This window comes from Erwinia sp. PPS120, from assembly GCF_047918655.1.
Taxonomy (GTDB): domain Bacteria; phylum Pseudomonadota; class Gammaproteobacteria; order Enterobacterales; family Enterobacteriaceae; genus Erwinia; species Erwinia tasmaniensis_A.
The window spans coordinates 164,349-190,524 of record NZ_JBLREF010000014.1; the positions used below are offsets into that span (position 1 = coordinate 164,349).

The 26,176-nt window shown below is 54.5% G+C and carries 23 protein-coding genes, 1 tRNA gene and 4 pseudogenes; 12 read left to right on the plus strand and 16 right to left on the minus strand.

What is annotated here, in order from left to right; translation table 11 throughout:
- Positions 1–208 precede the first annotated feature (208 nt).
- Positions 209–307: pseudogene (locus ACLRGG_RS09055) on the minus strand (hypothetical protein); the annotation flags it as partial.
- Between the two features lie 57 nt (positions 308–364).
- On the opposite strand from ACLRGG_RS09055, the pseudogene ACLRGG_RS09060 reads away from it, so the two are divergent.
- Positions 365–1,005 (plus strand): annotated as a pseudogene (locus tag ACLRGG_RS09060) (transposase); the annotation flags it as partial.
- 56 nt (positions 1,006–1,061) lie between these two features.
- Here the strand turns inward: ACLRGG_RS09060 and ACLRGG_RS09065 are convergent.
- A pseudogene (locus ACLRGG_RS09065) lies at positions 1,062–1,334 on the minus strand (integrase core domain-containing protein); the annotation flags it as partial.
- On the opposite strand from ACLRGG_RS09065, the gene ACLRGG_RS09070 reads away from it, so the two are divergent.
- Together ACLRGG_RS09070 and ACLRGG_RS09075 are read left to right on the plus strand one after the other, a co-directional pair.
- Positions 1,288–1,923 (plus strand): conjugal transfer nickase/helicase domain-containing protein, encoded by a 636-nt coding sequence (locus ACLRGG_RS09070; protein WP_416249408.1) that lies wholly within the window; start codon positions 1,288–1,290, stop codon positions 1,921–1,923. The pseudogene ACLRGG_RS09065 and the gene ACLRGG_RS09070 overlap by 47 nt on opposite strands.
- A gap of 57 nt (positions 1,924–1,980) precedes the next feature.
- A pseudogene (locus ACLRGG_RS09075) lies at positions 1,981–2,998 on the plus strand (tyrosine-type recombinase/integrase).
- A gap of 182 nt (positions 2,999–3,180) precedes the next feature.
- On the opposite strand, the gene ACLRGG_RS09080 reads toward ACLRGG_RS09075, so the two are convergent.
- The 5 genes from ACLRGG_RS09080 to aspA all read right to left on the minus strand — a co-directional run bounded on the left by ACLRGG_RS09080 (position 3,181) and on the right by aspA (position 8,775).
- Positions 3,181–3,256, minus strand: a tRNA-Phe gene (locus ACLRGG_RS09080).
- A 110-nt stretch (positions 3,257–3,366) separates the two neighbouring features.
- A complete protein-coding gene (locus ACLRGG_RS09085; protein ID WP_416249409.1) occupies positions 3,367–3,945 on the minus strand; it encodes a transcriptional regulator in 579 nt (192 codons plus the stop codon).
- Between the two features lie 60 nt (positions 3,946–4,005).
- Positions 4,006–5,841 carry a protein-disulfide reductase DsbD gene (locus ACLRGG_RS09090; protein ID WP_416249410.1) on the minus strand — a complete coding sequence of 612 codons (1,836 nt, stop codon included), beginning with the start codon at positions 5,839–5,841 and terminating at the stop codon, positions 4,006–4,008.
- A 192-nt stretch (positions 5,842–6,033) separates the two neighbouring features.
- Positions 6,034–7,335, minus strand: a complete 1,302-nt coding sequence (locus ACLRGG_RS09095; protein WP_416249411.1) for an anaerobic C4-dicarboxylate transporter — start codon at positions 7,333–7,335, stop codon at positions 6,034–6,036.
- Positions 7,336–7,338: 3 nt separating this feature from the next.
- Entirely contained in the window at positions 7,339–8,775 is a 1,437-nt protein-coding gene (aspA, locus tag ACLRGG_RS09100) for an aspartate ammonia-lyase (protein WP_416249412.1), read from the minus strand.
- 361 nt (positions 8,776–9,136) lie between these two features.
- Here aspA and ACLRGG_RS09105 point away from each other — a divergent pair, with 361 nt between their 5' ends.
- From ACLRGG_RS09105 to ACLRGG_RS09120, 4 genes are all read left to right on the plus strand, one after another.
- Positions 9,137–9,604 carry an FxsA family protein gene (locus ACLRGG_RS09105; RefSeq protein WP_416249413.1) on the plus strand — a complete coding sequence of 156 codons (468 nt, stop codon included), beginning with the start codon at positions 9,137–9,139 and terminating at the stop codon, positions 9,602–9,604.
- A gap of 203 nt (positions 9,605–9,807) precedes the next feature.
- Positions 9,808–10,101 (plus strand): co-chaperone GroES, encoded by a 294-nt coding sequence (locus tag ACLRGG_RS09110; protein WP_416249414.1) that lies wholly within the window; start codon positions 9,808–9,810, stop codon positions 10,099–10,101.
- Between the two features lie 47 nt (positions 10,102–10,148).
- Complete coding sequence (gene groL / locus ACLRGG_RS09115) at positions 10,149–11,795, plus strand: chaperonin GroEL (protein ID WP_416249415.1); 1,647 nt, start codon at positions 10,149–10,151, stop codon at positions 11,793–11,795.
- Positions 11,796–11,990: 195 nt separating this feature from the next.
- A complete protein-coding gene (locus ACLRGG_RS09120; protein WP_416249416.1) occupies positions 11,991–12,350 on the plus strand; it encodes a DUF4156 domain-containing protein in 360 nt (119 codons plus the stop codon).
- Between the two features lie 152 nt (positions 12,351–12,502).
- Here ACLRGG_RS09120 and epmB read toward each other — a convergent pair whose 3' ends face one another.
- Complete coding sequence (gene epmB, locus ACLRGG_RS09125) at positions 12,503–13,531, minus strand: EF-P beta-lysylation protein EpmB (protein ID WP_416249417.1); 1,029 nt, start codon at positions 13,529–13,531, stop codon at positions 12,503–12,505.
- Between the two features lie 41 nt (positions 13,532–13,572).
- Here epmB and efp point away from each other — a divergent pair, with 41 nt between their 5' ends.
- From efp to ACLRGG_RS09140, 3 genes are all read left to right on the plus strand, one after another.
- A complete protein-coding gene (efp, locus tag ACLRGG_RS09130) occupies positions 13,573–14,139 on the plus strand; it encodes an elongation factor P (protein WP_416249418.1) in 567 nt (188 codons plus the stop codon).
- Positions 14,140–14,199: 60 nt separating this feature from the next.
- A complete protein-coding gene (locus tag ACLRGG_RS09135; RefSeq protein WP_067704643.1) occupies positions 14,200–14,331 on the plus strand; it encodes an entericidin A/B family lipoprotein in 132 nt (43 codons plus the stop codon).
- A gap of 107 nt (positions 14,332–14,438) precedes the next feature.
- On the plus strand, positions 14,439–14,573 hold the full coding sequence (locus ACLRGG_RS09140; RefSeq protein WP_067704279.1) for an entericidin A/B family lipoprotein: 135 nt from the start codon (positions 14,439–14,441) through the stop codon (positions 14,571–14,573).
- Positions 14,574–14,611: 38 nt separating this feature from the next.
- Here the strand turns inward: ACLRGG_RS09140 and blc are convergent, their stop codons facing one another.
- From blc to frdA, 5 genes are all read right to left on the minus strand, one after another.
- Complete coding sequence (gene blc, locus ACLRGG_RS09145; RefSeq protein ID WP_416249419.1) at positions 14,612–15,136, minus strand: outer membrane lipoprotein Blc; 525 nt, start codon at positions 15,134–15,136, stop codon at positions 14,612–14,614.
- A 145-nt stretch (positions 15,137–15,281) separates the two neighbouring features.
- The gene (gene frdD / locus ACLRGG_RS09150; protein ID WP_416249420.1) at positions 15,282–15,638 is read right to left on the minus strand and encodes a fumarate reductase subunit FrdD; all 357 of its coding nucleotides are present in this window, start codon (positions 15,636–15,638) and stop codon (positions 15,282–15,284) included.
- Between the two features lie 11 nt (positions 15,639–15,649).
- Complete coding sequence (gene frdC, locus ACLRGG_RS09155) at positions 15,650–16,045, minus strand: fumarate reductase subunit FrdC (RefSeq protein ID WP_416249421.1); 396 nt, start codon at positions 16,043–16,045, stop codon at positions 15,650–15,652.
- 9 nt (positions 16,046–16,054) lie between these two features.
- Positions 16,055–16,789: a succinate dehydrogenase/fumarate reductase iron-sulfur subunit gene (locus ACLRGG_RS09160; protein WP_416249422.1), complete on the minus strand. Its 735-nt coding sequence runs from the start codon at positions 16,787–16,789 to the stop codon at positions 16,055–16,057.
- Complete coding sequence (gene frdA, locus ACLRGG_RS09165; protein ID WP_416249423.1) at positions 16,786–18,564, minus strand: fumarate reductase (quinol) flavoprotein subunit; 1,779 nt, start codon at positions 18,562–18,564, stop codon at positions 16,786–16,788. Before frdA ends, ACLRGG_RS09160 begins: the two co-directional genes overlap by 4 nt.
- A 278-nt stretch (positions 18,565–18,842) precedes the next feature.
- Here frdA and epmA point away from each other — a divergent pair, with 278 nt between their 5' ends.
- Positions 18,843–19,820 (plus strand): elongation factor P--(R)-beta-lysine ligase, encoded by a 978-nt coding sequence (gene epmA, locus ACLRGG_RS09170; RefSeq protein WP_416249424.1) that lies wholly within the window; start codon positions 18,843–18,845, stop codon positions 19,818–19,820.
- A 75-nt stretch (positions 19,821–19,895) separates the two neighbouring features.
- Here the strand turns inward: epmA and mscM are convergent, their stop codons facing one another.
- The 3 genes from mscM to rsgA form a co-directional block, all read right to left on the minus strand.
- A complete protein-coding gene (gene mscM, locus ACLRGG_RS09175; protein ID WP_416249425.1) occupies positions 19,896–23,237 on the minus strand; it encodes a miniconductance mechanosensitive channel MscM in 3,342 nt (1,113 codons plus the stop codon).
- 9 nt (positions 23,238–23,246) lie between these two features.
- Positions 23,247–24,146, minus strand: a complete 900-nt coding sequence (asd, locus tag ACLRGG_RS09180; protein ID WP_416249426.1) for an archaetidylserine decarboxylase — start codon at positions 24,144–24,146, stop codon at positions 23,247–23,249.
- Positions 24,147–24,253: 107 nt separating this feature from the next.
- Entirely contained in the window at positions 24,254–25,315 is a 1,062-nt protein-coding gene (gene rsgA / locus ACLRGG_RS09185) for a small ribosomal subunit biogenesis GTPase RsgA (protein ID WP_416249427.1), read from the minus strand.
- Positions 25,316–25,411: 96 nt separating this feature from the next.
- On the opposite strand from rsgA, the gene orn reads away from it, so the two are divergent.
- A complete protein-coding gene (orn, locus tag ACLRGG_RS09190) occupies positions 25,412–25,957 on the plus strand; it encodes an oligoribonuclease (RefSeq protein WP_416249428.1) in 546 nt (181 codons plus the stop codon).
- Positions 25,958–26,176 lie beyond the last annotated feature (219 nt).

Below are 26,176 nucleotides of genomic sequence, written 5' to 3' on the forward strand. Positions count from 1 at the left end.
GATGAGGAAAACGCGGATGACAGTGGAAAGTGAAGAAAACAGGCTAGAAAGCAAGAGAGAAAGTTAATGAATCCCGGTTGATCGACCAGATGCGAAACGCTGCCCGAACTTCGATGCCAATCTACGATCGCTCAGAGCGGAATACGCATCCCGGCCAGCGTATGGTCATTGTGGGTAGCAGGGATCTAAATAGCTGCGCCGAATACCGCTACACTTTTGCCAGGCCATGTTTCCCGCCGGGGAATGGACTGACGGTTTCCATAAAGCGATGAACCTTTCTCAGCAACTGCCACATTGAACGGCACTGGACTGACCCCGCCCCGGTAGACGATCCTGCCCTATAGTTTGAGCATAGGAGGAACGTATGGGCACACCACGATTTACACCTGAATTTAAGGAAGAAGCCGTCCGTCAGATAACGGAGCGCGGCTATTCCGTCGCTGAAGTTTCCGATCGGCTGGGTGTTTCTGCACACAGTCTCTACAAGTGGTTACGGGCGATTAAACCCGATAACAGCGGGCAGCATGCCCGTGATTTACTGGAAGCAAAAAGTGAGATCCTGAAGCTCAGAGCGCAGCTAAAGCGTCCTGAAGAAGAACGGGATATTCTGAAAAAGGCCGCGCGGTACTTTGCAAGGGAGCCCGACTGAAGTACCGCTTTATCAATGAACACCGCTCTGTATGGGGTGTCATGACGATGTGTCGGGTACTGTGTGTCGCCCGGGCCGGGTTCTGTGCGTGGCTGCATAACCCGGTCTCTGCGCGGGATAAAGATAATCAGCGCCTGCTGGCTCTTATCCGTGACTCTTATTCACTGAGCGGAGGCATGTACGGCTATCGCCGGGTTCATGGCGATCTGAATGAAATTGGCGAGCCCTGCGGTAAAAACCGGGTGAGCCGTATTATGCAACTGAACCGGATCAAAGCAGTACGCGGCTATAAAGCGCCACGTCGTATCGCTGGCAGACCTTCAGTCGTTGCCCCGAATCGCGTGCAGCGGCAGTTTTATTAGCTCAGACCTGATCTGACAGTTACCGGTTATTTATACAGGTATCCGTCAGATTACATCTGGTTTAAATTTTTCTCAGCCCAGATGTGTTTTCCATCAAGTAACGTTTCCATTGGCGTCCGGCCACAGCACATTTTCCCCTGATGGGTTCGCTCATTATTATAGTGAACCAGCCATTCATCAAGATCCGACTGTAATGTATCAAGTTCGCCATACAGTTTTTTGCGGAATGCTACCTGATAAAACTCCTGCAATATCGTCCTGTGGAACCGTTCGCAGATGCCGTTCGTCTGCGGCGACATCGCTTTGGTCTTTGTGTGGTCGACAGGAGATGCTAAGGCGTCAGATAATGAAGATGAGGTACAGGCAGACGTGTCCGTTGTGATTGCAGAGGAGCAGCAATCGTCAGAAGCCCTTGAAAAGAAAGAAGGCCCCGCAAATGAAAAGGAACCGTCTGCAAAGGGAAACCCGGACTACTCTCAGGTTGCAATTGTTAACAAATATGATGAAAAATCAGATTCCGTACCTGTAGCAGTCTCCGGTACTGACGTAGCGGAAGGAGAACAGTTTTTTGACTGGCTCCGGGAGGGACTCAATCGGGGAAATATTAGTTTTAATGGTAAAGCAGACAAAATCCATGTTATTGCCGGCTATGTCTTTTTCCCCGTCCCCGGTATCTTTTTCGATTACCTTAAGGCCACTGGTTCTACTATTCAACGGGAAAGCATTCAGGCTTCTTTTGAGCGACTTAACCTGCATAAGCGTCGTGATAACAGGAGGTTTTATTTTGCTCAGCTTTACGATACACCCGACAAGTCAGGGAGGCTCAAACGGGTAAAAGGCTACCTGGTGAAAAGCAGGCGGGTATACAGAAAGACCATCCCTCAGGACAGTCAGTTCATTTTGTTCCCCTGACCACAACGTCGGTCTGACATCTGGTGCGTTACTGTTACTCAGAGAGGAATGGAAAAAATGAACGAAAATAGTGCTGACTGGCTCTGGCAGGAACTTATGGATGAGTACTTTTTCTGTAAATCTCTGCGAGAAGATACCGAGTGGAGTTATAAGAAGGTTGTTCGTTGTTTCAGGAAGCATATTGGGGAAGCCTGTCCGCCTTACGGCATAACCAGTCGCGATGTGCTTGAGTGGCGAAGGCATGTGCTCAAGAAGCAGTGCCTTTCTGCACATACCTGGAACAATAAGGTCAGCCATATGCGTGCCCTGTATAATTTAGCCATCACTTCTCAACTGACGAACTTAAGTAAAAATCCCTTCAATGGCGTATCGGTCAAACAGGACAAGAAGCGTAAAAAAACTCTCACAAAAAACCAGATGACAAAAATCTGGTTAACTATGCAGCAATTTGCTTCTGAGCCCGGAACCGGGTCTAAATCCGCTCTGAGGCCAGTATGGTACTGGCTGACTGTCCTGGACACGTAGCGTTACACCGGTATGCGGCAAAATCAACTGCTCCATATACGTCTGAAAGATGTATGTCTTGACGATGGGTGGATTGAATTAAGAGCGGAAGGCAGTAAAACGTACCGGGAATGGCGGGTTCCCGTTGTCAGTCATTTACGACCGGGACTGGAAGCGTTGCTTCAGCGTGCAAGGGACTGCGGTGCTGGCAATAATGATTCACTATTTCACTATTTCACTATTTCACTATGAGCGGTTTGTCTCTTCGCCTGCTGAAAGGGCGTCCCTTTCGGAAAAACCATCGCTGCAACCGTTACGCTCGTTTTTTCGCAGGCTGTCAAAAGAGTGCGGGTTTGATGTTTCTCCTCACCGGTTCAGGCACACCCTTGCCACGACACTGATGAACTCGCCTGAACGAAACCTGCAACTGGTTAAGGGTTTGCTTGGACACCGCAACGTGAGTACAACCATGGAATATGTTGATATCAGTATGGATATTGTGAGCCAGGCGCTGGAGAAAGAAATGGCACTTTACACCGATAAGGATGAAGAGATGTTTTACAATGGTTGACATTCAGTCACGTCATTGTAATTATTCACAGTGATCGAGAAAAGGGAGCCTGCGGCTAACAGGCTCCCTAATCGAGAGGGTAACTTCTTGATGTATGCTGATGTGAGGATCAACATCAACAAGAACCACTCCCGTTAAACGCCCGTCAGTTTTCTCACCTCTGACCAGCGTGCTCCGAATAGTGGTGCCCGGACTCGGAATCGAACCAAGGACACGGGGATTTTCAATCCCCTGCTCTACCGACTGAGCTATCCGGGCAACGGGGCGCATTAAACCGTAAAGGCCGTCCTTCGTCAACGGCTTTGTCACAAAAATCCGTTAAAACCCGTCTGAGTGACTGCTTTTCACCCAGTCTGGCAGAATATTGCTCAGGTGAGTGCGCCATTCCTGCGGCACAGCGCAAAATTCAGCACATCTTCTGCGAGCAGGCGCGCAATCTCAACTTCCTGCACCTTACGCTTTACCAGCAGGCGGCTCAGGCATCCTTCAAGGATCAGTTCCATCTGATGGGCGACCAGCGTGGGATTATCCGTTTGTAACTCACTCAGCAGATCGTGCGTGTACTGCCAGGAAGCGCGCTTTTGCTGGTCAGCGACCTGATGAATAGGGTGTTCGGGCTGGGGATAAAAGCTACACGCGGCGATAAACAGGCAGCCGGGATAACGGTTATTGTTTACGGCTTCGGCCAGCATTTCATAGCGGGCCAGCAGCTTTTGCTCGGGTTTGAGCGTCTCATCCAGCAGCAGTTTGCGCCGCCAGGTATCAACCTGCTGGCTGTGATATCGCAAGGCGTCATACAGTAATGCCTCACGGTCCGGCCAGAAACGTTTGATATCCTGCTCCTGACACGCCACGGCTTCTGCCATCATGGCAAAGGAAGTGGTGGGGGCCAGGCCATTTTGCTCGAGTACACTCAGTGCATGCTCGAGTACCTGTTCACGTTGCAAGTGACTCTCCTCTTGTATGCATTTTTCCGGCTTCAGCCGGAAATCATTTCCCAGTGTCGTTTACTGCGTCAGTTTCTGCAAATGCTGCTGGAAGGCCGGGGCATCCATATAGCCCGCAATGCGGGAGTGCGGGATCTCATGGCCGTTGGCGTCAAAAAACAGGATAGTCGGCAGGCCGCGTACCTGTAGATGCTCAAGCAGCTCACGCTCTTTAGGGCTGTTAGCCGTGACGTCGGCCTGAAGCAGCTGTAATGCACTCAGCCGGGTCTGCACCTGTGTATCGCGGAAAGTGTATTTCTCGAACTCTTTACAGGCAACACACCAGTCGGCATAGAGGTCGAGCATGGTGATGCGCCCGTCAGCCTGCTGCAAAGACGCGTTGAGATCCTTCACATCATTAAGCTGAGTGAAGCTGAGGTGTGCGGCCGTCTGAGGGGCATTGGGGGAACCGAACGCCCAGTCCTGTAAGGGGCGGGCGACGATCAGCGCCGCCGCCAGCATCGCGATTTGTCCCACTCTCAGCCAGCCATGCGAGGATTTCAGGCTTATAAATGCCCAGGCAAAGAACGCAACGCCCAGCCCGCTCCACAGTCGCAGTCCCCAGGCGTCGCCGACGATGCGTTCGAGCAGAAAAACCGGCAGGGCGAGAATAACGAAGCCAAAGCCCTCTTTGACGGTTTGCATCCAGATACCGCTCTTAGGCAGCAGGCGGTTACCAAACAGCGTCACGGCAATCAGCGGCAGCCCCATGCCGAGCGCATAGAGATAGAGCGTCCCGGCACCGGCCAGCATATTGCCGCTCTGGGCTATATAAAGCAGGATCGCGCTGAGCGGCGCGGTGGTGCAGGGGGAGCAAATCAGCCCTGCCAGCGCGCCCATCAAAAAGACGCCGGGCAGCGAGCCGCCCTGCTGACGGTTACTCCACAGAGTCAGACGCGTCTGCACCGATGCGGGAACTTGCAGGGTAAACAGGCCAAACATTGACAGCGCCAGCAGGGTGAACAGCACCGCCAGACCCATCAGTACGATCGGTGACTGCAACGCCGCCTGAAAGCGCAATCCCGCTGCGGCGACGATGACGCCCATCACCGTATAGGTCAGCGCCATACCCTGTACGTAGGCCACGGCCAGCGCAAACAGGCGCAGGAGGGAGTAGCGACGGCTGCCGCCGAGGATGATCCCGGAGATAAGGGGATACATAGGCAGTACGCAGGGGGTAAACGCCACGCCAATGCCGATTAGCAGCGCCCAGAGTGCTGAGAAAGGCAACGCGCTGGCACCAGCAGATGGAGAAGGATGTACGGCCGAATCAGTGTTTACGTTTTTTGCATCAGCAGGTGAAGAGGGATCCGCCATACCGTTAGCGTTTTTCGCATCAGCCCGCGAAGAGGCGATCGGGGAAGCCTTCAACGGGGAACTATTTTCCTGCGAGGCTGAGGGCGTGCCGCTGCCCGCTGCCAGCACTGGACTCAGGGGAACGGTACGCGTCTCCGGCGGATAACAAAACCCTGCTGCTGCACATCCCTGGTAGGTTACGGTAATCGTGGCGCCCTTGTCGGCCCGCAGCAGCTGTAGCGGTAGAGTAAGGTTCTCGGGGTAGATCTCGGTTTTACCGTAAAACTCATCCTCATGCGCTTTTCCTGCCGGCAATGTCCAGTTGCTGAGGGTCGCGCCATGGGCGGCAATGCCGATCTGCTGACGATAGAGATAGTAGCCGGGCTTAATCTGCCAGCTCAGGGTTAATTTATTTGCCTGCTGAGAGAAATCAAAGCTAAAGGCCTGATTAACCGTGCCAAAAGGCGTTTTAGCCGGGCTGCTGAACAGCGACGCGTTAGCGACGGGGCTTAGCAGGCTCGTTAACAGCAAAACGAGTAATGTGGTAATACGATGAGCCATAGGATGAAACCGCTCTTTCCATGTTTAATTGAATAACAACCGGCGTCCGGGCGTGGTTGTGGGCGCACGTTGGGTAATCCGTATACGGATGCTGCGCACTATATCATGACGTTGGGTCGGGAACATTTTCAGGATGTAACGTGATTAAGCGGGAAAGAAGAGAGGGCCAGAAAGATCCGGCCCTTGAAGGCGCTACAAAAACAGATGGCCGAAGATAAAGCCAAACAGTACGGAAAGGCAGATAGCCAGTGTACCAGGGATGATAAAGGAGTGATTAAAAACAAATTTTCCAATGCGCGTGGAGCCGGTATCGTCCATTTCCACCGCAGCCAGCAGCGTGGGATAGGTGGGCAGGATAAACAGGGCCGACACGGAAGCAAAGGACGCCACGGCGGTGACGGGGGAGACTCCCAGCAGCAGCGCAGCAGGCATCAGCGCTTTGGTTGTTGCAGCCTGTGAATAGAGCAGCGTCGACGCGAAGAAGAGGATCACCGCCAGCATCCAGGGGAATTCAACCAGCAGATCGCCAGCGACCTGTTGAATCTCGGACAGATGCGCCTTAACAAAGGTATCGCCCAGCCACGCCACTCCCATTACGCAAATACAGGCGCTCATGCCGGACTTGAAGGTGCTGGCAGAGAGAATACGCGTTGCATCCACTTTGCAGGTCAGGCAGATTAGCGCGCCCGTGGTCAGCATAAAGATGACGATAGCCTCATTGCGCGGTAATACCGGATTGGCGATCAGCCCGACGGTATCGCTAATGGCGGTCGCGTAAAGCACAACGGCGATAATACCGACGATAAACAGCAGCACGGAAAGTTTCGCGCCTGGCTTCTCCTCCAGTACCCTGGCCCCGCGCCGGCTCACTTCGCCTTTTGCCAGGCGCTCCAGGTAAACGGGATCGTCCTTAAGCTCTTTGCCGAGGAAATTAGTCACCAGCGCCGCCAGGAAAATGGCGATCATCGTTGAGGGAACAGCCACTGAGAGCAAGCCCAGATAGCTGATGCCGACGGGTTCCAGTATACCCGCCAGAAATACCACGGCTGCCGAGATGGGTGAGGCGGTAATGGCTATCTGCGAAGCGACGACGGCTATCGACAGCGGGCGGGAAGGTCGTACGCCCTGTTCTTTCGCCACCTCCGCAATAACCGGCAGGGTTGAGAATGCGGTATGTCCGGTACCTGCCAGCATGGTCATAAACCAGGTCACCAGCGGCGCGAGAAAGGTGATGTAACGGGGATGCCTGCGCAACAGCCGCTCGGCCAGACTCACGAGGTAATCCATGCCCCCGGCCACCTGCATTGCCGCAATCGCGGCAATAACGGCCATAATAATTTCAATGACATCGAAGGGAATGGCGCCAGGCCGGATGTGGAAGCCCAGCGTCAGGACCAGCATTCCCACGCCGCCCGCCAGGCCGATACCTGGCCCGCCAAGGCGTGCGCCCAGATAAATCGCCATCAGGACGACAATTAACTCCGGCACGATCATCGATTATTCCTCGTTTTCATCGGTATAGCGTTTCGCTTTATACGCCGGGAACATCAGGTTCTGCGTGGAGAAGATGTCATCCAGCTCGGCCTCGGTTAGCAGGCCGCGCTCCAGCACCACCTCGCGCACGCTTTTACCCGTTTCAGCGCAAATTTTGCCAACAATATCGCCGTTATGGTGACCAATGTAGGGGTTCAGGTAGGTGACAATGCCGATGGAATTGAACACGTAGGCTTCGCATACGGCTTTATTGGCCGTAATGCCTTTGACGCATTTCTCCAGCAGGTTTGAACAGGCATGGGTCAGAATATGTACAGACTCAAACATCGCCTGGCCGATGACCGGTTCCATTACATTCAGCTGCAGCTGGCCCGCTTCTGCCGCCATCGTCACGGTCATATCGTTGCCAATCACCTTGAAGCACACCTGGTTGACCACCTCGGGCACCACCGGATTGACTTTAGCGGGCATGATTGAGGAGCCTGCCTGCAATTCGGGAAGGTTGATTTCATTCAGGCCCGCACGGGGGCCGGAGGAGAGCAGGCGCAAATCGTTGCAGATTTTAGAGAGCTTAACGGCCAGGCGCTTCAGCGCGCTGTGCACCATCACGTAGGCGCCGCAGTCTGAGGTAGCTTCAATCAAATCCTCTGCAGGGATACAGGGCAGGCCGCTGATTTCAGCCAGCTTTTGCACCGCCAGATGCTGGTAACCTTCCGGGGTGTTTAGCCGCGTACCGATTGCCGTCGCCCCCAGATTGACCTCCAGCAGCAGTTCGGCGGTGCGCAGAATGCTTTTGATCTCTTCATTCAGCAGCACGTTAAAGGCGTGGAATTCCTGCCCGAGCGTCATGGGCACGGCGTCCTGTAGCTGGGTGCGCCCCATTTTCAGGATGGTATTAAACTCAGTGGCCTTGAGCTCGAAGCCTGCGCTGAGCTGACTAAGCGCCTCCAGCAGCGTCAGAATGGAGGTATAAACCGCAATGCGGAAACCGGTTGGGTAGGCGTCGTTCGTTGACTGACATTTATTAACGTGGTCGTTAGGATTAAGGAACTGGTATTCACCCTTTTGGTGGCCCATCAGCTCCAGTCCGATATTCGCCAGGACTTCGTTGGTGTTCATATTTACCGAGGTGCCTGCGCCGCCCTGATAGACATCAACCGGGAACTGATCCAGACATTTGCCGTTGTTAAGCACTTCATCACAGGCCTGAATGATCCGGTTCGCAATGTCACGAGGCAGGGTTTTCAGCTCTTTATTCGCCATGGCCGCTGCTTTCTTGACCATAACCATGCCGCGCACAAACTCAGGAATATCACTGATTTTACTGTTACTGATGTAAAAATTTTCTATCGCCCGCAGAGTATGAATACCGTAATAAGCCTCCGCCGGAACTTCACGCATACCTAACAGGTCTTCTTCGATACGAATCTTATCAGCCATGTGAACCTTCTTAACGTAGTGCGCACCTTTCAAATGCGGGATTTTCAGGTAGTTACCCATTCAATCTTCATGATTGTCTGGCTGGGAACTCTTAGGGCAATATTTTATCCGTTTGCCCATGGCGGAGCACGATCATATTCTGTTGGTGTGTGAAAGCCTGAACGTAGATCAAAAAAACACGTTAATTTTCAACTGATTCAGGCGCTATGTGAGCTGTGTCGCATATCGTCCATAACCCGCCAACGGCGGGGACGGTTGAAAAGCTTGCGCACAGCCCCCACTACACTGAATTACGATCGTTACGATCTCTATTTTGCCATCGCGCAGTATGCGGGGTGGCCCTGACTAACAGGAGACTGCGGTGCGCTGGTTACCGTTTTTAGTATTATTCGTTCTCGCATGGATTGAGATAAGCATTTTCATACAGGTGGCACACGTGCTGGGGGTACTGCTGACGCTGGTGCTGGTGGTATTCACCTCGCTGATTGGCATCTCGCTGGTAAAAAATCAGGGGATGAAAAACATTATCCTGATGCAGCAGAAGCTACAAATGGGCGAAAGTCCGGCGGCGGAGATGATCAAAAGCGTTTCGCTGATCCTGGCGGGTTTTTTACTGCTGCTGCCCGGCTTTTTCACCGATTTTCTGGGTTTGCTGCTGTTGCTGCCGCCCGTGCAGAAGCGCCTGACGCTTAAGCTGATGCCCCACCTGCGGGTATGGCGGGGCCAGGGCGGGGCGAACGACAGCGGCGTCACCGTTGATGGTGAGTATGAGCGGAAGGGTTCCACGCTAATCGAACATGACCAGGATGAGGGTGAAGATCGGAAATAAGGCGCAAGGCGGGAAACCGCCTTTCTCTTAGGGATCTTATGCTTATAAATTGTGCAATCGTTACGCAAAAGCAAAATTTTTATTTTTTCCCCCTTGAAAGGCCTTCAGCGCGTCCCTATCTCTTCCGTCACGAGGCTGGTGCCACTTAAGCCCGGCTTTCATCCCAAAAAAGACTGATTGGACTTCTCAAAGGAGAGCTATCAATGAAAATTCGTCCTCTGCACGACCGTGTTATCGTCAAGCGTAAAGAAGTGGAATCTAAATCAGCGGGCGGCATAGTGCTGACCGGATCTGCGGCGGGTAAATCGACCCGTGGCGAAGTACTTGCTGTCGGTAATGGCCGCCTCCTCGATAACGGCGACGTAAAAGCGCTCGACGTGAAAGTGGGCGATGTAGTCATTTTTAACGAAGGCTACGGCGCCAAAACGGAAAAAATCGACAACGAAGAAGTGCTGATCATCTCTGAAAGCGACATTCTGGCGATTGTTGAAGCGTAATTTTCCGCGAACCTCACTGAACGAAACGAATTTAAGGGATATTTAAGATGGCAGCTAAAGACGTAAAATTCGGTAATGACGCACGCGTAAAAATGCTCCGTGGCGTGAATGTACTGGCAGATGCAGTAAAAGTTACCCTGGGCCCGAAAGGCCGTAACGTGGTTCTGGATAAATCTTTTGGTGCACCGACCATCACTAAAGATGGTGTTTCTGTCGCACGTGAAATCGAACTGGAAGACAAGTTCGAAAACATGGGCGCGCAGATGGTGAAAGAAGTCGCTTCTAAAGCCAATGACGCTGCGGGTGACGGCACCACGACGGCAACGGTACTGGCTCAGTCTATCGTTAACGAAGGTCTGAAAGCCGTTGCTGCGGGCATGAACCCAATGGATCTGAAGCGCGGTATCGACAAAGCCGTTATCGCCGCCGTTGCCGAACTGAAAAACCTTTCCGTACCCTGCGCCGATTCAAAAGCGATCGCTCAGGTAGGGACTATCTCCGCTAACTCTGATGAAACCGTAGGTGAGCTGATTGCTCAGGCTATGGCGAAAGTCGGCAACGATGGCGTGATCACCGTTGAAGAAGGCACTGGCCTGGAAGATGAGCTGGTTGTTGTGGAAGGGATGCAGTTCGACCGCGGCTACCTTTCTCCTTACTTCATCAACAAGCCAGAAACGGGCGCTGTTGAGCTGGAATCACCTTACATCCTGCTGGCTGATAAGAAGATCTCTAACATCCGCGAAATGCTGCCCGTGCTGGAAGCCGTTGCTAAAGCCGGTAAGCCACTGCTGATTATCGCTGAAGATGTTGAAGGTGAAGCACTGGCAACGCTGGTGGTTAACACCATGCGCGGCATCGTCAAAGTTGCCGCAGTGAAGGCGCCAGGCTTCGGCGATCGTCGTAAAGCGATGCTGCAGGATATTGCCGTGCTGACCGGTGGTACCGTTATCTCCGAAGAGATTGGTATGGAACTGGAAAAAGCGGCGCTGGAAGACCTGGGTCAGGCAAAACGCGTTGTGATCAACAAAGACACCACCACCATCATTGATGGCGTGGGTGAAAGAGAGAGCATCGATCGTCGTGCTGACCAGATTCGTCAGCAGAGCGAAGAAGCGACCTCTGATTACGATCGTGAAAAGCTGCAGGAGCGTATCGCTAAGCTGGCAGGCGGCGTAGCCGTACTGAAAGTAGGCGCAGCGACTGAAGTTGAAATGAAAGAGAAAAAAGCCCGCGTTGAAGATGCCCTGAACGCAACTCGCGCAGCGGTAGAAGAAGGTGTGGTTGCAGGCGGTGGCGTTGCGCTGGTGCGCGTTGCTGCGATGCTGGCTGGCCTGACCGGTCAGAACGAAGACCAGAACGTGGGTATCAAGGTTGCGCTGCGCGCCATGGAATCTCCGCTGCGTCAGATCGTCTCTAACGCCGGTGAAGAGCCATCCGTGGTGGCTAACATGGTTAAAGCGGGCGAAGGTAACTACGGTTACAACGCGCAGACCGAAGAGTACGGCAACATGATCGACTTCGGTATTCTGGACCCAACCAAAGTGACCCGTTCTGCGCTGCAGTACGCGGCCTCTGTTGCTGGCCTGATGATCACCACCGAATGCATGGTAACCGACCTGCCTAAAAGCGATGCGCCTGATTTAGGTGCTGGCGGCGGCATGGGTGGTATGGGCGGCATGGGCGGAATGATGTAATACCCCCCTCCGTTTAAAAAGAAACCCTCTGTCTTTGACAGGGGGTTTTTCTTTTGTGAGGGAAAATAGTAAAGTCATTGGCACCAGAACTAATCCGAACAACGGTTTATGGTTGTTGGACAACGGGTGATCAAGAGCTTCAGCCGGTTCACGGTATGCTCTGGAAAGACTCTGATGATAATAATGGGGATTAAAATGCGGATTAACGTCTTGCTGGGACTCTCTGTCGCGGCAGTGTTGCTGACAGGCTGTAGCAGTTCACACCAGCTGAGTGCGGCGGGTGAGCGTGTCACCTTTACCGACCAACAGCCCGCGAGCGGATGCCAGCTGCTGGGTAACCTGACGGGCTCTCAGAGCAACTGGCTAAGCGGTGCCGGCGGCGAGAGCAGCTCACTGCGCGGCGCGGCAAATGATTTACGCAATCGTGCGGCGGCAATGGGCGGCAACGTTATTTATGGTGCCACCAGCCCAACGCAGAACATCTGGTCAAGCTTTGCGCCTCTGGACAGCAAAATGACCGGTCAGGTGTATAAGTGCCCCCTGGATAAGCCATAACACCGCATCGTTGAAGGGAGGATAGCTCTATCGCCTCCCATGCTCCGCCCCGGCGGGTTTTTCCGCCGCCTCTTATACTCCCCGTCCGGGCTGGTTTTCCCGCCGCCTCTCGCTTCTTACTAAGACAAAACCCTAACTGCGGCTCTCACTGGTCAATACTGTTTTAACTGCAAATCCAGCGGGGTTTTACTCGGTTCGCCGCCAATTTCTCTGGCGAGTTTAGGCACCATATAACCGGACACCAGAGTTAACAGCTGACGCATAATGGCGCGGGCTTCTTCGTCAGAGACGAAGAAGTGAGCGGCACCCTGAACTTTATCCAGTACGTGAAGATAGTAAGGCATGATGCCGGCATCAAACAGCGCGTTACTCAGCGCAGCCAGCGTAACCGCGCTATCATTGATATTGCGTAGCAGTACGCTCTGGTTAAGAAGGGTGACACCCGCACGTTTAAGCTGCTGCATGGCGTCGCGCAGATCGCTATCAATCTCGCGGGCGTGGTTAATATGCGTAACGAACAGCACTTGCAGGCGTGACTGCGCCAGCCGCTGACAAAAAGCAGGGGTGATCCGCGCAGGGATAACTACCGGTAAACGGCTGTGAAATCGGAGCCGCTTAATGTGCGGGATCCGCTCCAGTTCGCCGATCAGCCAGTCCAGTTCACTGTCTTTTGCCATCAACGGATCGCCGCCGGAGAAAATAATCTCATCCAGTTCTGCCTGCTCTCGGATATACTCCAGGGCTTGCTGCCAGTTGCGCTTGTTGCCCTGGTTATCAGCATAGGGAAAATGGCGGCGAAAGCAGTAGCGACAGTTGACGGCGCAGCCGCCTTTGACCAACAGCAGCGCACGGTTTCGATATTTATGTAACAGACCTGGCACGACACTGCTCTGCTCATCCAGCGGATCGGTACTGTAGCCCGGAGCATCAACAAACTCCTGACTGGCGGTAATGACCTGTAGCAGGAGAGGATCTTGCGGATCGCCTTTTTGCATTCTGTTGGCAAAGGCCCGGGGAACGCGCAGGGCAAAAAGACGACGTGCATCAGTGCCCGCCGTCAACGCCGGGTGCGAATCAAGGCCTAAAAGACGCAGTAATTCAAGTGGATCGGTGATTACATCCGCAAGTTGATGCAACCATTCTTCTCGCGAAGGGGGGTTTAGGGTTACAATGTGTGCCATTTTTTTGGCTAAGTACCAGTATTAAATTGTAGAGGGCCTTTATGGCGACTTATTCTAGCAACGATTTCCGTCCCGGTCTTAAAATCATGTTCGAAAGCGAGCCTTATGCTATCGAATCAAGCGAGTTTGTTAAACCCGGTAAGGGCCAGGCTTTTGCACGCGTGAAAATGCGTCGTCTGCTGACCGGTACCCGCGTTGAGAAAACGTTCAAATCTACCGATTCCGCCGAAGGCGCAGACGTAGTAGATACTAACCTGAACTATTTGTATAACGATGGTGAGTTCTACCACTTTATGCACCCGGAAACCTTTGAACAGCATCCTGTTGAAGAGAAAACGGTTGGAGATGCGGCAAAATGGCTGCTGGACAACGCCGAATGTATCGTTACGCTGTGGAACGGCAAGCCGATTCAGGTGCTGCCGCCAAACTTTGTTGAACTTGAAATTGTTGATACCGATCCAGGCCTGAAAGGCGATACCGCAGGTACCGGCGGCAAGCCCGCTACGCTGTCTACTGGTGCTGTAGTAAAAGTACCTCTGTTCGTGCAGATTGGTGAAGTTATCCGTGTTGATACCCGTTCTGGCGAATATGTCTCTCGCGTAAAATAAGTCGGGACAGTGGGGGTCTGCTCTCATGCAGGCCCTTATTTTTCAGGTGATTGGATGCAGATGATGAAGTGGATAAAACGCATTGCTGTAACATTGCTGATGACCTGCGCACTCAGCGCCTGTAATACCTTCCATGGTTTCGGCGAGGACGTTCAGCATCTTGGTGGCGCTATCTCGCGCGTAGCCAGCTAACTCAATACTCCTGAAGTTTCCTTTTCGCTACCCGACTCTGAGGCGTGCGGCTAAATTACAGCTATGCTTAAAACGCTGTACTTTACTTCTACTAAAAGGAAATTGTTATGTTAAAGAAAAGTATTGTGGCGATATTTTCGGTGCTGGTCCTTTCTTCCGTGCTCACAGCCTGTAACACCACGCGCGGCGTGGGAGAAGACGTGTCGGCTGGTGGTCAGGCCATTCAGCGTTCCGCTCAGTAATTTGAGTGCCGGTGTTCATGCACCGGCCTCATACGCTTCTACTTCTGCTTAACCCAAATCAGTTTCGACACGTCAAAGCCTTCGTGCTGTGCTTTTGCCAGCAATGCTTCTTTCACAGATCCGGTCAGCGTCGGCGTACGTGACAAAATCCACAGATAATTCCTGTTCGGGCCGCAGATCAGCGCATGCTGATAGTCATCGTCAAGGGCAATAACGTTATACCCGCCATAGAAGGGTCCGAAGAAAGAGACTTTCAGTGCGCCGCGACTGGTTGGACCGGTGAAATAGGCCTTGCCAGTGCTTTCCTGCCAGCGCTGTTTCTGCTCATTGTATCCGCGGTTTACCACCTTAATGCCGCCGTCTTCGCGCTTGCTGTAGCTGGCGGTTACCTGCTGCAAACCACGCTCAAAGCGATGATCCAGCCGGGCAATTTCATACCAGCTACCAAGATAGAGATCGGTAGTAAAGCCTTCAACGGGCGTGACGCCTTTCGGCGGGCTGGTATTACAGGCAACAGAGAGAAGGGCGGTACCGCCAGCGATGAGCATTTTCCACAGAGACATAGATACGTATTCCATTAGCAATGAATATCGTAATCAGTATATACCCTTCATCTTTCAATTTGCAGGCGGGTTAGCTGCCCGCGCTCACCCCGGTCACTTACCGGGCATAAGCTTCCGGAGACTCACCCGCTTGCCGCTTGTTAGCTCACAGCGCTATGATGCCGATCAGAGTCACGACTGTCAGAATAGTAGCGAAGCCGTAAAGCAGCCATTTACCCCCAGGCAGGATGACTTTCATATCATGAAGGCTGTGATGAATCCGGTGCAGGCTGCACCAGAGTGGCAGTACGATAGCTAACAGCAGAAATACTTTGCCGGGCAGGGACTGAGCAAAGTGAAGGACCCGCTCATAGCTGAAGGCGTGTTCAGGCCCCGCACCCAGCGGCAGCAGCAGGCCCACCACCAGAACGATCACCGGGGAAAAGAGTGCAGCCCACATCCCTCCCGCGCCAAATAAGCCCCAGAATACCGGTTCGTCAGAGCGTACAGGTTGTGCTTTCATTTCATTTCTCCTTAAGGCCACAGCACCAGAAGCAGCACCGCCAGGGTAATGACGATCGTGACACTCCACAGCCCGATGATGACCGGGCGAGGGGAAAGCTTTTTATCGCCCACAACAATAACCGAGGCTTTAGGTGCCAGTTCAAACCAGGTTTTGCTGTGTAAAAGGGCTGCGGCCAGCGTGATAAGGTTCAGTAACAGCACCACCGGATGTTGTAAAAATGCGACGAAACTGACCCAGCTTTCGGCACCGTGGCGCAGGGAAAATAGTCCGGCAATCATCTCAAGGCTGAACCACAGCGCCGGAATTGCCGTCCCTTCACGCAGCATGTAAAAGCGATAAAAGCCGGATTTCATCCACCAGCCGGCCTCCATTGGGTGGTGATAAGGTTTACGTTTAGTGATCATCATCCCTCCTTAACGTGGCCTGAGTGTGGCAATCAGAAAGTCTTTTGCACTTTCAACCTTGCTTTGCTGAATGGCTGCTGCTGGATCGACATGCTTAGGGCAGACTTCCGAGCAAAATCCCACAAAGGTGCAGGGCCAGACGCCATTCTCTCCGTTGAGCTGAGCCATACGCTGTTTTTTGCCTTTGTCGCGATTATCCAGGTTGTAGCGATGCGCCAGCGTAATGGCCGCAGGGCCGATAAACTCGGGGTTAAGGCCAAACTGCGGGCAGGCGGCATAGCAGAGCCCACAGTTGATACAGCCGGAGAACTGGTGGTAGCGGGCCATCTGGGCTGGCGTTTGCTGGCCCGGTCCCTCTGATGGGTCCCTGGCATTACCGATTACATAGGGTTTGATCGCTTCGAGGCTTTCAATAAAGTGGCTCATATCGACGACCAGGTCTCGTTCCACGGGGAAATTAGCCAGCGGCGCCACGAGCATTCCCTTTGGATATTCACGCAGGAAGGTTTTGCATGCCAGCTTCGGCACGCCATCTACCATCATGCCGCAGGAGCCGCAAATCGCCATCCGGCAGGACCAGCGAAAGGAGAGATCGCAGGCGAGATTATCTTTAATGAAACCCAGCGCATCCAGCAGCGAGGTTTGTTCATCCCAGGGGACATCAAAGCTCTCATTGCGGGGCACCCGGTCGGTCTCGGGGTTATAGCGCTGGATAACAATTTTACAGCGCTTCATATCGCTCATGCCTTGCCTCCTTTTGCTTCAGATTCACCGCCATAAACGCGTTTAGCAGGCGGCAAACGGGTAATATTTACCGAATCCCAGGCGATTTCGGGTGCGCCGTGTGGGTTAAAAAAAGCGAGAGAGTGACTGAGGAAATGCGCATCATCCCTTTGGGTACAGCCTTCATCCAGTCGCTGGTGAGCACCGCGGGATTCTTTGCGATGTAAGGCCGCGTGGGCCATGCATTCTGCAACGTCCAGCCCGTGTCCCAGCTCAATGCTGTAAAGCAGCTGGGTGTTAAATACGCTCGACATATCGCTGATATGCACGCGTTTAAAGCGCGCTTTCAGTTCGGCCAGTTTATCTATCGTCTTCTGCATCAGCTCGGGGGTACGATAGATGCCGCAGCCCTCTTCCATCGCCATACCCATTTCATCGCGCAGGGTTGACCAGCACTCATTACCCTGCTGATTCACCAGCGCATTAAGGCGGCGTTCGCAGTCGCTGGCCTGTGCCATCAGCGCCGCTGTGGAGGTTTTTTTGCTCTGCAGGGCGCGGGCAGCGGCCTGCTCACCCGCAACGCGTCCGAAGACCACCAGTTCGGCCAGAGAATTAGACCCCAGACGGTTAGCGCCGTGCAGGCCAACTGAAGAGCATTCACCTACGGCAAACAGCCCGCGAATACGGGTTTCACACTGAGCGTTAGTTTCAATGCCGCCCATGGTGTAGTGCGCCGTTGGGCGAACGGGGATGGGGGCGGAGACGGGATCAACGCCGACATAAGCTTTGCTGAGTTCGCAGATAAAGGGCAGGCGTTCGTGCAGTTTCTTTTCACCCAGATGGCGGAGATCGAGGTGAACCACGTCACCGCGAGGCGTGGCGATGGTCCGGCCATTCTGCCATTCATGCCAGAATGCCTGTGACACTTTGTCACGCGGACCCAGCTCCATATATTTATTTTCCGGGTGGCCGAGTGGTGTTTCGGGGCCCATACCGTAGTCCTGCAGATAGCGATAGCCATCTTTATTTACCAGAATACCGCCTTCACCCCGACAGCCCTCCGTCATCAGGATGCCTGAGCCGGGCAGGCCCGTGGGATGATACTGCACGAACTCCATATCCCGCAGCGGCACGCCATGACGTAGCGCCATACCCATGCCGTCGCCGGTAACGATGCCGCCGTTGGTATTATAACGGTAGACCCGTCCCGCACCGCCGGTAGCAAGCACCACAGCATTCGCCTGCAGATGAACCAGCGTGCCCTCCATCATGTTCATGGCCACCACGCCGCGTACTTCGCCTTCATCCACCAGCATATCGAGAACAAAATGCTCATCGTAGCGGGTGATTTGAGGGTATTTGAGCGAGGTCTGGAACAGGGTATGAAGCATATGAAAGCCGGTTTTATCCGCGGCAAACCAGGTACGCTCGATCTTCATGCCGCCAAAGCGGCGTACGTTAACTGAGCCATCGTCGCGTCGGCTCCAGGGGCAACCCCAGATTTCTAGCTGAGCCATCTCTCGCGGGCAGTGCTCGACGAAATAATCCACCACGTCCTGCTCGCACAGCCAGTCACCGCCGGAAACGGTGTCCTGAAAATGAAGATCGAAGCTGTCATGTGCCTGGGTGACGGCAGCCGAGCCGCCTTCAGCCGCGACGGTATGGCTGCGCATAGGATAGACTTTGGAAATCAGCGCGATGGAAAGGGTGGGGTAGGCTTCGGCTGCGGCGATGGCGGCGCGCAGACCCGCTCCACCGGCACCGACAATGACCAGATCGGCAGTAACGTGTTGCACGGTATTCTCCCTGTCAGCTTGTCATAGAGGAGGATGAGAGATATCCCTCATTTATCCGTGGGTATTATAAAGCGCGCCAGCCGCGCTAAACTTGATATGTTCAGGTATTCAGGTGAAAAATTAAGCGCAAAAATGCGACGCGGCTGACGTTTTTATGCAAATTTTTTTGCCAGCGGCCCGCGCGATCCCGCTAATAACCGAATGCGGCGGCGCAAATTTGTTTGTCTTCGCCCGCTCGGGTAGACTGCTTCACCCTGTCAGACTGAGGAGTCGAAAAGATGAGCGATACGGCCAGCTGGCTACCAAGTGCACCCATTGCCAATTTATTAAAAAGAGCGGCGATAATGGCAGAAATTCGGCGTTTTTTCGCCGATCGTGGCGTACTGGAAGTTGAAACCCCGGCTATGAGCCAGGCTACGGTGACCGATGTCCATCTGTTCCCTTTCCAGACCCGCTTTATTGGGCCAGGCGCAGCCGGAGGGCAGGATCTCTATTTGATGACCAGCCCGGAATACCATATGAAAAGGCTGCTGGCCGCGGGTAGCGGCCCCATTTTCCAGCTCTGCCGCAGCTTTCGTAATGAAGAATCGGGCCGTCACCACAATCCTGAATTCACCATGCTGGAGTGGTATCGACCGCACTACGACATGTATCGCCTGATGAACGAAGTGGACGATCTTTTGCAGCAGGTGCTGGAGTGCGCGCCGGCAGAAACGCTCTCCTACCAGCAGGCATTTATTCGTCATCTGGAGATCGATCCGCTCTCGGCCGATAAGGCACAGCTGCGGGCGGCGGCGGAAAAGCTGGGTGAGGGCGAACTGGCGAACCGGGAAGAGGATCGGGATACGCTGCTTCAGCTGCTGTTTATGCTGGGGGTGGAACCGCACATCGGAAAGGATAAACCGGCTTTTGTGTATCATTTCCCGGCCTCACAGGCCGCGCTGGCGCAGATCAGTACCGAGGACCATCGCGTTGCTGAACGCTTTGAGGTCTACTTTAAAGGAATGGAGCTGGCCAATGGCTTCCATGAGCTGACGGACAGCCGTGAACAGCATCAGCGGTTCGATCAGGATAACCGCAAGCGCGCCGCTCGCGGACTGCCTCAGCACCCCATTGATACCAACCTGTTGGATGCGCTGGCGCACGGTTTGCCAGACTGTTCGGGCGTGGCCCTGGGGGTGGATCGCATCGTGATGCTGGCGCTGAAAGTAGAGACGTTAAGCGAGGTGATCGCCTTTTCCGTCGACCGCTGCTAAGTTGAGCTGAATAGTTGATCACCGCGAATCAAGTCGGGACAGGAGACGTCATTGCCGCCCTTTATCCCAGGCGGCCTACAGGCCGCCTGACTTATAGGTGCGCGTCGGCGTCGGCGTCGTCCCACTGCCCGGTGGGGTTTTACGCCCCAGCGTTTCCATTCGGACCTGGAAAGGCGGGAACGGCATTTCAAGACCGTGCTCCTGATAACCGCGAAGGATGTGCTGGTGCAGCTCGTGCCGCAGCGGCATGCGGTGTCCCATCTCCGCCGCGTGAATACGCAATTCAAACAGCTGGATCCCCTGCTGTAAATCCACCAGATAGGCCTCAGGCTGCGGCATCTCCAGTACGTACTGGCAGCGGTGCGCGGCGGCTAACAGCACGCCGGTCACTTCTTCACTGTCGGCTTCTGCCGCCGCTGGGATGGTCAACACCACGCGCGTCACCGAGTCAGAAAGCGACCAGTTAACGAACTGTTCGGTAATGAATGCCTGATTGGGAACGATAATTTCTTTTCTGTCCCAGTCGGTAATGGTGGTCGCACGGGTATTGATGCGGGTGATACTGCCGGTTAAATCCCGAATGGTCACCGTATCGCCGATGCGAATCGGCTTCTCAAACAGAATGATCAGGCCGGAAACAAAGTTGGCGAAAATCTGCTGTAAACCGAACCCCAGCCCGACCGTCAGACCCGCCACCAGCCACTGTAACTTCGACCAGTCGATACCAATCATGGAAAAGCCCACCAGCCCGCCGATCAGTATCAGCAGATATTTGGTCAGCGTGGTAATGGCATAGCCGGTGCCGGGGGTGAGATTAAGATGCTGTAGCAGCGCCAGCTCCAGCAGGGCGGGCATGTTACGCACCAGCTGAGTGGTGATAATCAGCACCAGAATGGCGATCAGCACCGATCCGAGCGTAATCGGCTGGAGGCTTTCCACGCCCTGCACGGTAGTGCTGGCGTCCCACAGGCGAATATTTTCCAGGAAGCCAAACGCCGAGTGAATTTCAGACCACAGTACGATTACCGACACCAGCGCAATCAGCGTCAGAATAGAGCGGACCAGCCGTAGCGACTGCGCGCTGATGGCATCAAGATCGATAACCGGCTCTTCCACGTCGAGATTCTCAGAATTGGCCTGCTGTGTGCCTGACTCCTCTTCACCTTTGGCGCGCTGAGCCAGGATATCTGCGCGGCGGCTGCGGGCGCGATCGAACGCGATACGGCGGCGCTGGATAAGCATCCAGCGGCGAACAATATGGTAGATAACCAGTAACAGGAACCAGATGGCAACCGATGTCTCCAGCCTGGCCAGCAGCGCCTGTGCAGTAGCCAGATAGCCAATGCAAGAGGCCAGTGCGGCGATCAGCGGAATACAGATCATCAGATTCCACAGAACGTTATTGACGAAGTTTTCGCCATTACCTTCTTTGTCCAGGTGCAGGGGGATGCCGGCGCGTTTCAGGCTGACGGTTACCAGGCTGAGCGCGCCGCAAATCAGAATAAAGCACACGCGTCCCAGGGTGGCCGAAAATTGCCGGTCATCCAGGTTATCCAGACCAATCAGCAGCATAATCAGCGGCACGACCAGCCAGATACTTAGCGTATAGAAGCGCATGGCGCGCGCCACGCGCACTTTCGGCCAGCGGAAATGCACAATAAACAGACCTTCCGGGCGGGCGAAAGCGGCGCTGATCATAAAGGCCCACAGCAGCGGCACGGTTGCTGTTACGCCATCCCCTGTGGCTACCGCAATTGGATAGGGCCAGGCATGTTGCAGTCCGAAGCCCAGCGCCATCCACAGTACCGGCAGCGGCAGGGCGACGAGAATTGACCAGAAGACGGTGCGCAGGGTCAGTCCAAAGCGATCGAGCGTGACTTTGCCGACCTTGCCGGAGGCGCGGGTAAGAAAATCCCGATAGTGGCGACGCGAGCTCAGGCTAAAGCCCACCAGCAGCAGCGCCCCCATAATCGGCAACAGGGTTTCCCGGCTGGTAAACATCATTACCATGGCCCCGCCAAGCTGCCCCAGCGTATCCAGCGAAAGCAGGCTATTCATATCGCGAACTAAATTGAGGGGGAAGTTGAGGTTTATCGCGCTGACGTCTGCGGTCCAGAACAGGTAGCGGTGCGTCGCCTCTTTTACTTCATTCAGCGCATCTTCCAGCTGCCCGTTGGCGACCTTAAGCTTGGTCACTTCCAGAATCAGATTATCGCAGCCGGAAAGCAGCGAGCCGAGCAGCTCCCGCTGGGTTTTAATCTGTGCCTCAAGAATACGATGCTGTTCGCTGGTTAACGGCGTGCCGTCATCCTGTTTCTGCTTTAACAGCTGCTCCTGATGTTCAAGCAGGTCCTCGTAATGCAGGCGCTGCACTCGCAGCTCGCCCATCTCGTTATCCAGCTGCTGCGGCTTCGGCATTTCGGGCAATCGGGCCACCTGGGCGCGAAGCGCCTCGCCCAGTACGTTCGAGATGCCCAGCCACTGCGACTGTTCGCGGATGGTGCTTAGCGCCTGGCGTACCTGAAGGGTTTGATTGGCTGCGGTACGCTGCTGCGAGGCGACCAGATCCAGCCGCTGCGCCTGTTGATTGAGCGCTGCTGACAGTTCGCGGTTGATGCGAAACTGCCTGCTGATATTCTGCGGCAGTTCACCGCTGTTCTCCGCCAGCTGCTCGGTACGCGCCAGCGCCTGCTCGGCCTCGCGTTGACGGCGGGCGTTAAGCTGATTGCGCAGATCCTGCAAATAGGTGTCAAGCTGAGCGGCTTTACGCTGATGAAGCTCGCTGCGCATGCGCGCCAGCTCCTGACGGTTGTTGGCGGAAAGCTGCGCCAGCTCCAGCTCATCAACCCGTGCCTTCTGTGCGGTGGACTCAGCCTGGCGAGCGGCAAGCTGTGCCTGAGCCAGCTGCGTTACGGCGGAAGGCTGACCCTGGAGCCGCCTTTCTATGTCATTTAAGGCCCGACGCGCCTCTGATTGCTGTTGGGGGAGCTGCGCCAGCGAATCGCTGATTTCGCGGGCACGATCCTGCTCCTGCTGAGCCTGACGGCTCTCTTCCAGCAACTGACTGCTGACCTGGAGGATCTCCTGATCCAGTTCAGAAGCGGTCATGGAACTGCGAACGGTCCTGGGATTATCAATGAGTGAAGCGATGGACTGACGAAGGTCGCGAGCCATCTTTGGGAAGTCGTCAATCACCTGCTGATAGCTGGTGGCGTTGGAGACAGATTTTTGCTGTTCGTCCAGCCAGTTAAGCGTGGCCTGGAGCGCGTCCATCGTTTCCGCCTGATTCGGCGTATTTTTGTCCGACCTGGCCTCGTCAAGCTGCTGCCTGATTTGCGCGGCGTCAGGACCACTGGCAGCGCAGGCGGGCTGGAAAAGCATCCAGGAGAGTAAAATCGTCAGAATCAGGCGTAACATGAGCATCAACTATGGATGGTGTAAAACGTCTTCTGCAGGGGTTTTCTGCAGGGCGATAGCCAGCGTCTGGCCCAGACGCGTCTTCGTTTCCGGCGTCAGGCTTTCCGCCAGTTTGATTCTGTTGGGAGCAAAAAGGTTAATCACCGTTGAACCGAGCTTGAACCGGCCCATCTCCTGCCCTTTAAGCAGCACTACCGCGCCATCTTCGTCTGCACCCGGCCAGCTCCAGCGCTTAATGACACCTTCTCGTGGCGGAGTCACCGTCCCAGCCCAGACCGTTTCGATGCTGCCGACAATGGTCGCACCCACCAAAATCTGCGCCATCGCACCAAATTCCGTATCAAACAGGCAGATAACCCGCTCGTTACGCGCAAACAGGTTCGGGATATTCTGCGCGGTTAGCGGATTGACGGAGTAGAGATCTCCCGGGACATAGATCATCTCACGCAGGATGCCGTTGCAGGGCATATGAACGCGATGATAATCACGCGGAGCCAGATAGGTGGTAACGAATTCCCCCTCGCGGAACAGGTCGGCCATGGTGTTATTACCGGCCAGCAGCGCCTCAAGAGAATAGGTATGGCCCTTGGCCTGAAAAATGCGATCGCCTTCAATGTGGCCCAGCTGACTAATTGCGCCATCGGCAGGCAGGACCAGCAGGTTAGGATCGGTTTCAACAGGGCGAGCGTCATCGCGTAGCGGGCGGACAAAAAAGTCGTTAAAGGAGCGGTAGCTGCCGGTATCCGGGTTCTGCGCTTCTTTCATATCAACCTTGTAAAACCAGACAAACAGATCGATAACGGCTTTGGTCAGCCAGCCAGCGCGCTTGCCTGCGCCCCAGCCAGCAAGTTCGGTCAGGCCCTTTTTAGGTAGAACATTATTCAGGCCGAGTTTTATACGATCCAACACGAGAGCCTCCAGGCTTGATCAGATAGCAAAATAGAAAGGGGGCGGATTGTAACAGTGCCCTGGCAATTAGGCTATTCCGCCCGGCCAGTTGCGCCAGGCGGGCAGGTTCAGTTGCTGCTATCGGAGAAGTTACGACGCGTTTTAAGCTGCATATCTGACATGCTGTCCAGAATGCGGTGATAGCTGTCGAAGCGCGCCGTCGCGATTTCACCCTTTTCAACGGCCTCACGGATTGCGCAGCCGGGGTCGTTGTCATGCTTGCAGTCACGGAACTTACAGTGGCCTAAATACTCACGGAATTCGACAAACCCCTGGGTGATTTGTTCCGGCTCAAGGTGCCACAAACCAAATTCGCGCACGCCGGGTGAGTCGATTACATCACCGCCGTTGGGGAAGTGATAAAGCCGGGCAGCGGTGGTGGTATGCTGGCCGAGGCCGGAAACGTCGGAAACGTCATTGGTGAGGATTTCGCCCGCCCCCACTTCCAGACCCAGCAGGGCGTTCAGCAGGCTCGACTTACCCACGCCAGACTGACCGGCGAAGATGCTGACGCGACCGGTTAGCGCCGTTTCAAGCTCTTCCAGCCCGCGCTTGTGATGGCTGGACACCATCAGTACGCGATAGCCGATGCGACGATAAATCTCCATCTGCTCATCGACAAACGCGCGGCCTTCGTCATCCAGCAGGTCGGTCTTATTCAGCACCAGCAGGGGTTCAACTTCCAGCGTTTCGCTGGCGATAAGGTATCGATCGATGATATTGAGCGACAGTTCCGGCAAAATAGCGGACACAATGACGATCTGATTAATGTTAGCGGCAATAGGCTTAACGCCGTCGTAGAAGTCAGGGCGGGTCAGGACGGAGGTCCGTTCGTGGACTGCTTCAACGATGCCTTTAACGACTGCGCTGCCTTCCTGGCCTGGACGCCATACCACGCGATCGCCGGTGACCAGAGAGCGGATGGTGCGGCGAATATTGCAGCGGTGTTGGCTTCCGTCTGCATCTTCTACGTCAACGTGCATACCAAAACGGCTGATGACCACGCCATCGCGCGCTTCCCCGAACAGGCTGTCATCGGGTTCCGGCTTATCGGCACGCTGCTTCAGGCGGCGGTCATGGTTGGCACTGACGCGACGTTGCTGACCTTTGGACAGTTTGTTTTTAGTCACTCTTCCTCACAGGGTTTGGCAGGCTTCGCCCTAACGGGGCAAAACGTCTATGATACACCCTAACGTATAACGATATAAGCTACGGTGAGAAACCCAATGACCGCAAATGCCAGTAATCTGATTTGGATCGACCTGGAAATGACCGGATTAAACCCCGAACAGGATCGTATTATTGAAATTGCCACGCTGGTGACCGATGCCGACCTCAACATCCTGGCAGAAGGGCCGGTGTTTGCGGTCCATCAGTCTGACGCACAGCTGGCGCTGATGGATGACTGGAATGTAAAAACGCATACCAACAGCGGACTGGTGGAGCGTGTCAAAGCCAGCCAGTACAACGATCGGGACGCGGAGCGGGAAACCCTTGCCTTTTTGCAGCAGTGGGTGCCAGCCAACAGTTCACCTATTTGCGGCAACAGCATAGGGCAGGATCGTCGATTCCTGTTCAAATACATGCCTGAACTGGAAGCTTACTTCCATTATCGTTATCTTGACGTCAGCACGCTGAAAGAGCTGGCCCGCCGCTGGAAGCCCGAAATTCTGCCTGGCTTCAAAAAGCAGGGCACGCACCAGGCGATGGATGATATACGCGAATCGGTAGCGGAGCTGGCTTACTATCGTGAGCATTTTATCCAGCTATAACGGGGCCAGCACCCGTACGCGTTTTGGTACAGGGGCAGGGCGACAGTTTCATGGCGCACTGCTGCCGATTAAATCCGCATTCTGCTGTTTTAATCGGCACTCAGGCGGCAACTGAAAAAAATTGCCACGAGAGACTTGCAGCCAAAAGGAATTCTCGTATAATTCGCACCCCGTACCAGGACAGTTTTTGGTACCCAGAGCGGGAATAGCTCAGTTGGT